The organism is Candidatus Fermentibacter sp., assembly GCA_030373045.1.
GTDB lineage: Bacteria > Fermentibacterota > Fermentibacteria > Fermentibacterales > Fermentibacteraceae > Fermentibacter.
In genome coordinates this window covers 24,077-33,867 of the sequence record JAUCPW010000013.1, presented here as the reverse complement: position 1 = coordinate 33,867, position 9,791 = coordinate 24,077, and the positions used below count along the sequence as shown (strand labels likewise).

Sequence of the window (9,791 nt, the reverse complement as noted above, 5' to 3'; positions counted from 1 at the left end):
TCGACGCCGATGGCATCCGGGGCATCCTGGAGAACGTCGAGGAGACGTTTAAATCAGGGGCGAACTCGACAAGGAAGAAGCTCATCCGCAGCCTGGTGGAGAGAATGACAATGGCCCCGGAGTCCTTGGAGATCGAAATCGTCCTAAGAGCCCCGGAGCCATTGGTGCATCACGTGGTTGCGGGGGCAGGATTCGAACCTGCGACCTTTGGGTTATGAGCCCAACGAGCTACCGGACTGCTCCACCCCGCGATCGTGACGCCGAATATAGGGAAATTCCGCTCGGAGTCAACCGGAGCCGGGCCTCGCACGAGCCTCAGGGCTCGGGGATCCTGCCCTTCTCGAGAGCGTCGGCGAAGTAGTACCAGAAGAAGTAGACCACGTCGCTGTCGTTGAAGCAGTCGATCAGCTCGGCGTGCATGATCGAGTCGATGCGGGCCTCGACCGAAGGGTCCGATGCGCGGGCGGATGCGAGCATCCTGGAGACGGGGCCGCAGTCGCCGGGAGATTCGATGGCGTCGAAGGCGGCGAGCACGGAATCGGGGAGCACGCTGCGGAAGGTGTCGAGCCGCCTCTGCCTGCCTTCGGCCCTGCTCCCGGGGCCGCACCCGGAGAACACGACCAGCGCCCCGATGACCGTGGACAGAACCGCGGCGCGGGCTCCCGTCACAGAATGTAGCCCAGCGAGATCCTGTGGACGGTGCCGAGGTCGGCGAACGGCTTGAAGCAGTAGTCGAGGGCGAAGCGGTCGAAGGAGGTGCCCGCGCCGAAGGCCATCCCGTCCACGAATCCGCCGCCGGCCTCCTCGGAGGCGTCCATGTCCCTGAGGTTGCCGCCGACCCTGAGGCTCAGCATGTCGAGCAGGGCATACTCTACGCCGAGGGCCGCGTTGGGGTCGCCGTTCACGGGATATGTCGCCTCGGCCGATACGAGGATGCCGGGGTCAGCGATGCTGTAGCTGCCTCCGGCGGCGATCTCGGTCGGGACGGGGTCGTTGTCGCGGTAGAAGGCCTTGGTCTGGATGCCGGCGTTCCTTACCACGAGCGCGGCCGTGAGGGGGCTGTCGCCGCCCGGCCTCCAGGTGGCGCCGGCGTCGACGAAGAATGCGTTGCCGCTGTACTCGTCGATGCTCGAGTACACGAACTTGCCCGTTATTCCCGCGTTGATCGACGGGGTGAGGATACGGGCGTACGTGGCGGCCAGAGCCACGCTGCTGGACGAGAACTGCTCGCCCGTTCCCAGAGGGTCCTCCATCGTGGTTCGGTCGAACGAGCCGCCGTAGAAGTAGTTGGCGGAAACGCCTATCGCATCGGCCTCGCCGGGGTTGACCCACCCCGCGAAGCCGCCCTGCATGTCGAGGAAGTAGCCGGTGTAGTGGGTGGTGAGGGCCTGCGAGGCGACCGAGGCCGCCGAGGCCGGGTTCCAGTAGAGGGAGACCGGATCGCCCGTCACGGCGCAGAAGGCCCCGCCCATGGCGGCTGCCCGGGCGCCCACGGGGATCCTGAGGAACGCGAAGCCTGCGGTGTCGGCCGCCGACGCGGCACCCGCCGCCAGGACAGCCGCAGTGAGAACGATGCCTGCCGTCTTCATCTATTGAACCCCCGTTGAATCCTGCTCCGCCGGAACATCATCAGCCGGTTCCGGAAGGTCAACGACCGAAACCGCGTACATCACCACCACGCTGTCGCGGTCGGCATTGTGGATCATGTCGGTGGCGCACACGATCATTCTCCTGACTGTAGCGGCCAGGGGGGCGTCCAGTTCCAGCACCGGGAAGTCGTCGGGGAAGGAGTCGCTCACCGACCAGCCGTTCCCCTCTACCACGAGGGACAGATCGAGCACGTTCTCCCCGCCGATGGCCATGAAGAATCCCCTGTCGGCGAGCGGGTTCATCATCACGTCCAGAGTGCAGGGCTCGAGGATCGAGACTTCGAGCGGGGCCATGAAGATCCCCCCGTAGCCCGTCGAGGCGAGCCGGTCGAGGAACACGAGCGCCTCGGCCCCCAGGTCGGATGAGGCCGCGGCAGGGGCGATCATCGCGGCGAGAAGCAGGGCTCTCATCAGTCCTTCAGGCCTGAGCGGGAGTAGCTCGACACGATCTGCTTCTGGGCCAGCACGAACATGACCAGGAGCGGGATCGTGCAGAAGGTGGAGGCCGCCATGAGCATGGGGAAGTTGCTGGCCTGCTCCTGGTTGAAGTAGGAGAGCCCCACCTGCAGAACCCTCATGTTCTCGGAGTTCGTAACCACGAGGGGCCACATGAAGCTGTTCCAGCTTCCGATGATGTCGAACAGGACGACAGTCACGATGGCCGACCGGGAGAGCGGGAGGGCGACCCGCCACAGGTAGCCGAACCTGCTGCAGCCGTCGAGTACGGCGGCCTCGTAGAGCGACTTGGGCAGCGACCTGAAGTGCTGCCTGAGCAGGAACACGCTGAAGACGTTGGCCGTCCACGGCACGATCAGGGCAGCGAAGGTGTCGATCCAGCCCATCTTCGCGAGGATCACGTACGAAGGGGCGAGGTAGACCGGCTGCGGCACCATCATCGTAGAGAGGAACAGGAGGAAGAGGAAGTTGCGCCCGCGGTACTCCATCGTCGCGAAGGAGTAGGCGGCCAGCGCCGAGGTGATCAGAACACCCAGAACAGTCAGCGAGGTGACGATGAGGGTGTTCACGAGGTACCGCCCGAAGGGCACCTCGTTCCATGCGTCGGCGTAGTTCGAGAAGCCGCCCTGCTCCAGCGACGTGGCGATCATCCAGAGGAATGGGAGCAGCATGACCAGGCCGCCCGCGGCCAGCATCGAGTGCCTGAGGACTGCTCCCGCCGCGGCCCGTGGCGTCATTCGTACACCACCCGCCTGCCCGCGAGCCTCCTCTGGAGGATCGTGAGGCCCAGCAGGACCACGAACAGGAAGACGGAGATCGCGCTGGCGTAGCCTATGTCGAACCTGTCGAAGGCCTTCTGGTACAGGTAGAAGACCAGCAGGTTGGTAGTGCCGAGCGGGCCGCCACCGGGCGGCGGGGTCATCACGTAGACGAGCGCGAACGTCTGGAATGACGTGATCGTGCTCATGATCAGCACGTAGTAGGTCGTGGGCGAGAGCAGCGGCCATGTGACGTGCCTGAAGATCGCCCAGCGGCGGGCTCCGTCCAGCTTCGCCGCCTCGTAGTACTCGCCCGGTATGTTCTCGAGCCCCGCCAGGAACAGCACCGTGTTGTAGCCGATGCTCTTCCAGACACTCACGATCATGAGGGAGACCAGGGCGAGGCTCGGCCCGGCCAGGATGCCCGGCAGGGAGATGCCGAGGGGCGAGAGGAGCATGTCGAACACCCCGCGGGGCTCGCGGAGCCACATCAGCGGGTCCATCCCGAGTGCGGCCAGCACGCCGTTGAGAGGGCCCGCCTCGGGGTTGAACAGCCACGTCCACACGACGGAGACCGCGACTGCACTGGTGACGACGGGCAGGAAGTAGATCGTCCGATAGAAGCCCTTGGCGAACAGCCTCCCCCGCAGCAGCACGGCCAGGAACAGCGGGATCGCGATCCCGAGGGGGACGACGCCCAGCACGAAGAAGACGGTGTTGGACACGCTGCTCCAGAAGCGGGCGTCCGAGAGCATCCTCGCGTAGTTGTCGATCCCCGTGAAGCCGTGGAAGCCGCCGATGTCGTATTCGGTGAGGGACGCGAGGAAGGAGCTGACGATGGGGACGACCCTGAAGACCACGACGACCGCCAGGGCCGGGAGGATGTAGAGATAGGGCGACAGGCCGAAGCGGGATTTCACCAGTGCTCCCTATTCGTCGAGATCGGTGGAGACGGCGATGGACCCGCCGTCCGTCGCGACGATAATAGTCCCCGACATGTCGGTGCGCAAACAGGAGGCGCCCAGTTCCGCATACTTCGCGAGCACGGACAAGTGGGGGTGCCCGAACGGATTGCCGCGCCCGGCGCTCACCGCGGCGAACTGCGGCCGGAGCCTGCGCAGCAGGGGCTCGAACGCCGAAGTGTTGCTGCCGTGATGAGGCGCCACCATGAAGGTGACGGGCCGGGCTCCGGGGGTCAGGTCCACCTCCGACCGCTCCTCGACGTCCCCCGCGAGGAGCGCGGAGAAACGGCCGCACGTCACGCGCATGACCACCGAGCTCTCGTTGCCCTCGGCGACCCCGGCCGCCCCGACGTCCAGCACCGTCAGCACCGCGGAGCCCAGGTCCAGGGTCATCCCCTCTCCCAGCGCCTCGTACCGGGAGGATGACTCCTCCACGGCCCCGAGCAGCGCCTCGTACACGGGCGATACGGACTCCGTGCCGGGGTCGTAGAGGCAGCCGACGGGAATCCGCCGGAAGACCTCGACGAGGCCGCCGATATGATCGTCGTGGGGATGGGTGATGATCACCGCATCCAGGCTGTCGACCCCGAGCAGGAGGAGCCTTGCGACCACGGGGGGCGCGACGGGCCCGCCCTCGTCGGGGCCTCCGTCGACGAGGACGGTCGATCCGCCGCGGCAGGAGAGCAGGATCGCATCCCCCTCCCCCACGTCCAGGACGCTGACTCGGAGAAGCGTATCGGGCAGGCTGTCCACGACGGGCAGCCAGTGCGAAGTGTCCACCGGGAGACAGGCATCACCACCGACGACGAGCATGCCCCGCAGATCCTCGAGGGTCTCGGGGCCGATGCCCGGTACTGCGAGCAGATCCTCGAGCTCGAGGATCGGGCCGCAGGAGTCGCGGAAGGCCACGATGGCGGAAGCCCTCGAGGCGCCGATCCCGGGCAGGTTCTCGAAGTCGCGGAGGGAGGCATCGTTCACGTCTAGAGGTAGCGGGTCGAGGAGTGACGCGAGCGCGGCCGCCATTGACAGCAGGGCGGGGGTCATTACTTTACCAATCGAAAGGAGGTTCCATTACAGATGAGGAACCTGCTGGCTGCCATTCTCTTCATATCGATCGCCTCCGTTTCCGCGGGCGATCTCCGGCTCGAGGACGAGAGCTTCTCCACGATCGCTTACATAAGGGAGGACGGGCGCATAGAGGATGCCTCCTTCTGCACCCTCGGATACATCCGCGACGAATCACGCATCGAGGACGCCTCCTTCAGCACCCTGGGATACATCCGGGACGGCAGGATCGAGGGTCCCGGGTTCAACACCATGTACTACCTCGAAGACGACGGCAGGCTCACGGATTCGTCGTTCAGCCTGGTCCTGTCCATCCAGAGCGACGGCACCGTCGAGGACAGCAGCTTCGGCACCATGCTCTACGCCGACGGCTCCGACGAGAACACGATGGTGAGGATCGCCGCGTACCTGGTCTTCTTCAGCGGGATGATGCCGGACTGACCCGGGATCCCGCGACCCGGCACATGCGTGTCACGCTTGACGCATGCAAACACATGTGTATGTTCGCGCCATGGAACTCACCGAGAGAAAGGCGCTGATCCTCGAGTTCGTCCGCCGCTTCGACGAGCGCAACGGCTATCCCCCCAGCATCCGCGAGATCGCTTCCGCAGTCGGCCTCCGCAGCACCAAGAGCGTGAAGGATCACCTCGACTGGCTGGTCGCGCACGGCTACATCAACAGGTCGGACAGGGCTGCGAGAGCCATCTCGGTCAACCCCGGCGCTGTCCCGGGGGCGCCGGCCCGGGGCAGGCTGCCCGTGATAGGGCAGGTCGCAGCCGGCAGGCCCATCCTCGCACAGGAGAACATCACCGGCTGGGTCGAGCTGCCCGGCTATCCCGCCGAGAACCACTTCTTCCTGAGGGTGAAGGGCGACAGCATGACGGGCGACGGCATCCTCGACGGAGACCTTGTCCTGGTGCGGTCGCAGCCGTTCGTCGCCCAGGGGGAGACGGCGGTCGTGCTCGTCGGCGATGAGGCCACGGTCAAGAGGTTCCGCCGCATATCCGACGTCGAGATCGAGCTCGTCCCCGCCAATCCGGCCTATTCCCCGATGAGGTTCTCCGAAGGCGGCGATCCGGTCAAGGTCCTGGGGAAGGTCGTGGCCGTACTGCGCACCCTCGAAGAGGCTTCGCCGGTTCGGCCTACTTGATCGGCGCCTCGAAGGGGCCGCCGCCGGAAAACCTCGTGGCCGGCTCGCTCCCGTTCCCCTGGAACTGAACCTCTCCCCTGAGCACCGAACCCTCCGCGACGGCAGACACCCAGCAGAAGGCGTACCCCGCCGAGAAGACCAGCGTGTCGCCGGGCGCGGTGACCAGCGCCTCGACCCTGGTGGGAACGGGCAGGCCGTCGGCAAGCGCCACGGGGATGCCGAAACGGAGATTGGTCTGCATGGCCTTCGAAGGCACCGATCCGGTGTACGGCTCGGTGAAGGCGTACACGGTGTAGCTGTCGGTGCCGGCGTCATCCTCGCGCATCGCGGCCAGGAAGAGCGGCCGCATGGTGCCTCCGCCCGTCGTGAACACAAGCGTGTCGGGGAGGGCAGACGACGGGTAGGCCGGGGCCTCCGTCGCCGAGACGCCGGGGAAGCACACCGGGCAGTCGTAGGTCCCTTCGTAGTGCGAGTCGCCCCTGTCGAACGAGAACGAAAGGGCGACGTCCACGATCGAGGTGTCCAGCGGGCTGGCGGAGAGCACCACCGAGCAGTTCACCAGGAGGGACTCCGGGATGAACGTCTTCACACCGCCGAGCTGCATCTCGAGAGACGCCGGAATGGCCGGCCGGCCCGTGAAGAAGTCGCCTCCCGGCCCGGCGGGCAGGAAGAGGGAGAGGCTCGGGAACGCGTCGCCGGGCGGGAGCCCCATGTCGTCGACGGGGACGTCGAGCCCGAAGAGGTCGATCCGAACGAGGGCCGGCATGGCGACCCCGGCCCAGTAGACGGTCCTCGGCGCATTGAGGACCGAGCCCCTCGCGCCGCCGAGCCCGAACTCTATCCCGTCCACGGTGACGGATCCCATGAGATGGGGAGCGCGGGGCTCCCCGCCTCCGCACGCAACGCAGGCCGCCAGCAGGGCGGCGGCAGGGGCGAATCTTCCTCCGTTCATCATCCCGCTCGACCTCCTTCCTTGCGAAGATTGCAGAGGGACGGGCCCGGGGGCAAGCGTTTCTTGACGCGGGCGCGCCGCGCAGAGAGATATCCCGGCATGGGGGACGAACTGAACGTGATAGTCTCGGCTGCGGCGTCGGGTCTCGGCAAGACCCTGCTCTGCTGTGCCATCGCCCGTCGTGCGGCCGATGCCGGGCTCTCTTGCCTCTGCTGCAAGCTCTCGCGCGGGGGTCATGTTCCGGCCGGAGTCCACGAGGGGCCCGGCAGGGAGGGTTCGGACACCTGGAGGTTCATCGGGGCAGGCGCCTCGAGGGCCGTGGTGGCCGGCTACTCCGAGCCCGCCGAACTCCCCGGGCTGATCCGGGGTATCCGGGTGACCGAGGACCTGGCGGTATGGGAAAGCAACTCGGCTGCATCCGTCATCGATGCGGACTGTCTCGTCTACATCCGCTCGTGCGATCCCGGCATCGCACCCAAGGACCCGGAGCTCGCACGGAAGGCGGATCTCCTCCTGGACGGTCCCGTGGATGAATCATCGGCCGCCCTGGCGGCCGGCCGGATGTTCGATCCGGTCGCCTCCCGCCAGGGCCGGAGGCGCCTTCGGGAGGGCCGCGATGCCTGACGGCACGGAAAGCACGAAGACCATGCCGACCCCGGAGGAGGCGCTCGGGATCGTACTCGGGAATCTGCCGCCCCCGTCGGCTGTCGTGAAGGCCGCCTGGGAATCCGCCGGGCACATACTGGCCGGGGACGTCCTCTGCGACATCGACATGCCCCCGTTCGACAGGTCGGCGATGGACGGATACGCCCTCGCCGGGGAGTCGGAATCGTACGAGATCCTCGGCGAGATCCCCGCGGGGGCTTCCGGCGGTGCGGCCCTCTGCCCCGGGCAGGCCGCGCCGATCATGACGGGCGCGCCAGTGCCGGAAGGAGCCGACCGCGTACTCATGCTCGAGGCCTCCAGGGTGGACGGGGGAAGGCTCCGCGCGGACATGATGCCGGCTCCCGCAGAGAACGTCTGCTTCCGCGGCGAGGACATCGCCGCGGGTGCCAGGGTCCTCTCGAGAGGCGACCTCCTCGACTCGAAGGCAGCGGGCCTGGCGGCCATGGCCGGCAGGACGTCGCTTCCGGTATACGGTCGCCCCGCGGCCGCGATCCTCACCACGGGCACCGAGGTGATCCCCCCCGGGCAGAGACCCGGACCCGGCCAGGTCAGGAACGCCAACTCGCCGATGCTCTCCTCCCTCCTTCTCGAATGCGGCCTGCGGCAGGGGCCGGCCGCCCATGTCCCCGACGACCCCGGCAGGACCTCGGAAGCGGCACTCGCACTCCTGGGTTCTGCAGACATCCTCCTGGTGGCCGGGGGGATATCCCTTGGCGCCTACGACCACGTCGCCCCGGCCCTCGAAGCAGCGGGAGTCCGCTTCCTGTTCCGTGAAGTGGCGCAGAAGCCGGGCAAGCCCTTCTCGTTCGGGCTCGCGAACGGAAAACCCGTGTTCTGCCTGCCGGGGAACCCGGTCTCGGTCTTCTGCACGTTCCAGGAGTACGTGGCGCCGGCCGTCAGGCGGATGTCGGGGCACCCCGACTTCAGGAGGAGGCGGTTCGAGGGGGTCTCCAGGTTCACACACCGCCAGAAGCGCGGCCGCACGAACTTCCTCAGGGTGACCGCATGTTCCGACGGTGCGGGCTGGGTGCTCGACATGCCCGCCACGAGCGGCTCGGGCGACCTGATGAGCACCGCCGGCACGAACGCCCTTGCGATCTGCGACGGTGCCCTCGACGGGGTTTCGCCGGGCGACGTCGTCCCATTCAGCTTCAACGCGGGCCGCGAACCCGGGATCTGCTGGACATGAAGGACCCGTTCGGCCGCGAGATAGACTACCTGAGGCTCTCCGTCACCGACAGGTGCAACCTCAGGTGCACCTACTGCATGCCGGCGGGGGGCGTGGAGCTGGTCAGGCACGCCGACCTGCTGGGCTTCGAGGAGATTTCCCGCATCTGCGGCATCCTCACGGGTTCGTGCGGGATCACCAAGATAAGGATCACCGGAGGGGAGCCGCTCCTCAGGAAGGGCCTGCCGGAGCTCGTCGGGATGATCAGGGGGTTCGCGCCGCGCGAGCTGGTGCTGACGACCAACGGCATCCTGCTGCCCCGTCACGCCGACGAACTGGCCTTCGCCGGGCTCCAGAGGGTCAACATCAGCCTCGACTCGCTGAGGGACGGGGTGCTCGCCTCCATCTGCCGCGCCAGGGTGACTGTCGGGATGATCGAGGAGGCCGTGGAGGCCGCCAGGTCATCGGGGCTCGAACCCGTGAGGATCAACGTGGTGCTGATCCCCGGCGTGAACGAGGGAGAGATCGTCGATTTCGTGATCTGGGGGGACGACGTGGGGGCTGAGGTGAGGTTCATCGAGATGATGCCGGGGGCCGGCGGAGGGCCGGGCGCGACCGAGAAGGTGCGGAGGGCCGCCTCCGTGCTCGGGCCGGTCGTCGAGCTGCCCCGGGCGCCCGGGGACATCCAGGCCTCATTCGGGATAGAGGGGACGGGGTACGGGTTCGGCGTGATCGCGCCCCTCTCCGATCCCGGGTTCTGCGGGAAGTGCAGGAGGATCAGGATGACCTCGACGGGCGACCTGGTCTCCTGCCTGGGATCCGGCAGGGCCTTCCCGCTGAGGGATCTCCTGCGGTCGGGCGCCCCGGACCGCGAGATCGCCGAAGCCGTCAGGAGGGCGGTCGAATCCAAGCCGGCGGGGCACTCCGGCTGCGACGGCATAAGGATGTGGAGGACGGGAGGCTGA

General features: G+C 67.2%; 12 protein-coding genes and 1 tRNA gene. 5 read left to right on the top strand and 8 right to left on the bottom strand.

Annotated elements, in window-relative coordinates:
* Positions 1 to 174: 174 nt before the first annotated feature.
* The 7 genes from QUS11_03125 to QUS11_03095 all read right to left on the bottom strand — a co-directional run bounded on the left by QUS11_03125 (position 175) and on the right by QUS11_03095 (position 4,869).
* Positions 175 to 251 (bottom strand) — tRNA-Met (locus tag QUS11_03125).
* Between the two features lie 64 nt (positions 252 to 315).
* On the bottom strand, positions 316 to 669 hold the full coding sequence (locus QUS11_03120) for a hypothetical protein (protein MDM7992283.1): 354 nt from the start codon (positions 667 to 669) through the stop codon (positions 316 to 318).
* Positions 666 to 1,589, bottom strand: coding sequence for a PorV/PorQ family protein (locus QUS11_03115; GenBank protein ID MDM7992282.1), 924 nt, complete (start codon positions 1,587 to 1,589; stop codon positions 666 to 668). The genes QUS11_03120 and QUS11_03115 overlap by 4 nt, the downstream gene beginning before the upstream one ends.
* Positions 1,590 to 2,060 (bottom strand): hypothetical protein, encoded by a 471-nt coding sequence (locus QUS11_03110; protein ID MDM7992281.1) that lies wholly within the window; start codon positions 2,058 to 2,060, stop codon positions 1,590 to 1,592.
* Complete coding sequence (locus tag QUS11_03105; protein MDM7992280.1) at positions 2,060 to 2,842, bottom strand: carbohydrate ABC transporter permease; 783 nt, start codon at positions 2,840 to 2,842, stop codon at positions 2,060 to 2,062. The genes QUS11_03110 and QUS11_03105 overlap by 1 nt, the downstream gene beginning before the upstream one ends.
* The gene (locus QUS11_03100) at positions 2,839 to 3,783 is read right to left on the bottom strand and encodes a sugar ABC transporter permease (protein MDM7992279.1); all 945 of its coding nucleotides are present in this window, start codon (positions 3,781 to 3,783) and stop codon (positions 2,839 to 2,841) included. The genes QUS11_03105 and QUS11_03100 overlap by 4 nt, the downstream gene beginning before the upstream one ends.
* 9 nt (positions 3,784 to 3,792) lie before the next feature.
* On the bottom strand, positions 3,793 to 4,869 hold the full coding sequence (locus tag QUS11_03095) for a helix-hairpin-helix domain-containing protein (protein MDM7992278.1): 1,077 nt from the start codon (positions 4,867 to 4,869) through the stop codon (positions 3,793 to 3,795).
* Between the two features lie 33 nt (positions 4,870 to 4,902).
* On the opposite strand from QUS11_03095, the gene QUS11_03090 reads away from it, so the two are divergent.
* Together QUS11_03090 and lexA are read left to right on the top strand one after the other, a co-directional pair.
* Positions 4,903 to 5,331 (top strand): hypothetical protein, encoded by a 429-nt coding sequence (locus tag QUS11_03090; GenBank protein ID MDM7992277.1) that lies wholly within the window; start codon positions 4,903 to 4,905, stop codon positions 5,329 to 5,331.
* Positions 5,332 to 5,401: 70 nt separating this feature from the next.
* Entirely contained in the window at positions 5,402 to 6,040 is a 639-nt protein-coding gene (lexA, locus tag QUS11_03085; protein MDM7992276.1) for a transcriptional repressor LexA, read from the top strand.
* On the opposite strand, the gene QUS11_03080 is transcribed toward lexA, so the two are convergent.
* Positions 6,033 to 6,992 carry a hypothetical protein gene (locus QUS11_03080; protein ID MDM7992275.1) on the bottom strand — a complete coding sequence of 320 codons (960 nt, stop codon included), beginning with the start codon at positions 6,990 to 6,992 and terminating at the stop codon, positions 6,033 to 6,035. The two genes, lexA and QUS11_03080, sit on opposite strands and share 8 nt — an antisense overlap.
* Before the next feature lie 99 nt (positions 6,993 to 7,091).
* Here QUS11_03080 and QUS11_03075 point away from each other — a divergent pair, with 99 nt between their 5' ends.
* Genes QUS11_03075 through moaA form a run of 3 tightly spaced genes read left to right on the top strand, consistent with a single transcriptional unit; the run spans position 7,092 to position 9,791 of the window.
* Positions 7,092 to 7,616, top strand: a complete 525-nt coding sequence (locus QUS11_03075) for a hypothetical protein (GenBank protein MDM7992274.1) — start codon at positions 7,092 to 7,094, stop codon at positions 7,614 to 7,616.
* On the top strand, positions 7,609 to 8,847 hold the full coding sequence (locus QUS11_03070; protein ID MDM7992273.1) for a molybdopterin molybdotransferase MoeA: 1,239 nt from the start codon (positions 7,609 to 7,611) through the stop codon (positions 8,845 to 8,847). Before QUS11_03075 ends, QUS11_03070 begins: the two co-directional genes overlap by 8 nt.
* Entirely contained in the window at positions 8,844 to 9,791 is a 948-nt protein-coding gene (gene moaA, locus QUS11_03065; protein MDM7992272.1) for a GTP 3',8-cyclase MoaA, read from the top strand. Before QUS11_03070 ends, moaA begins: the two co-directional genes overlap by 4 nt.